Source organism: Vibrio sp. 2130-1 (genome assembly GCF_033339515.1).
In genome coordinates this window covers 1-562 of record NZ_JAWOUT010000567.1, presented here as the reverse complement: position 1 = coordinate 562, position 562 = coordinate 1, and the positions used below count along the sequence as shown (strand labels likewise).

Sequence of the window (562 nt, the reverse complement as noted above, 5' to 3'; positions counted from 1 at the left end):
AATCACCGACTGAATCGCCAGAATCACTAAGAATGGGATCGCCAAATCAAAGATGTTCCACAGCTTCAAGCTCATGAGAGCCATCGCCAAGAACAGAGACAGCGACACCGTACCGAGCATATCGACGGTTTCAGCGTCCAGCTTACGAATCTTAGTCACCTCTAAGAAGTTCGTAATAATCACACCAATGAACAGCGCGTAAACGAAATCAGGAATCATCAACCAAGAAATTTCGTAGGTACTCACCCACTGTTCAACGTACTTCGCACCCGTCACACAAATCAGTAAGAAGAAGAGTTTTTCCACGACCTTTTTCGCCGTTACTTTGTCTTCTTCGTACTCGTTGTACGTCACCAGCTCTGGGAACTTCTCGTGGGTTTTGGCATCTCTACCACCACGACCGTACTCAGATTCGATACCATGTTTTTCCACTAGGCGTTGAGCCACTGGGCTACCAATGATACCGCCGATGATCAAACCAAAAGTGGCCGATGCCATCGCGATTTCCAGAACGTTATTTAATCCATACACGTCTTGGAAAGTTTGTGACCACGCCGCCCCC

At 47.5% G+C, this 562-nt stretch carries 1 protein-coding gene; it reads right to left on the bottom strand.

All coding sequences use genetic code 11. The features are described from left to right. Window positions 1–562: sodium/glutamate symporter (locus tag R7Q09_RS27430; protein WP_318144119.1), on the bottom strand; the 562-nt coding region annotated here is incomplete at both ends.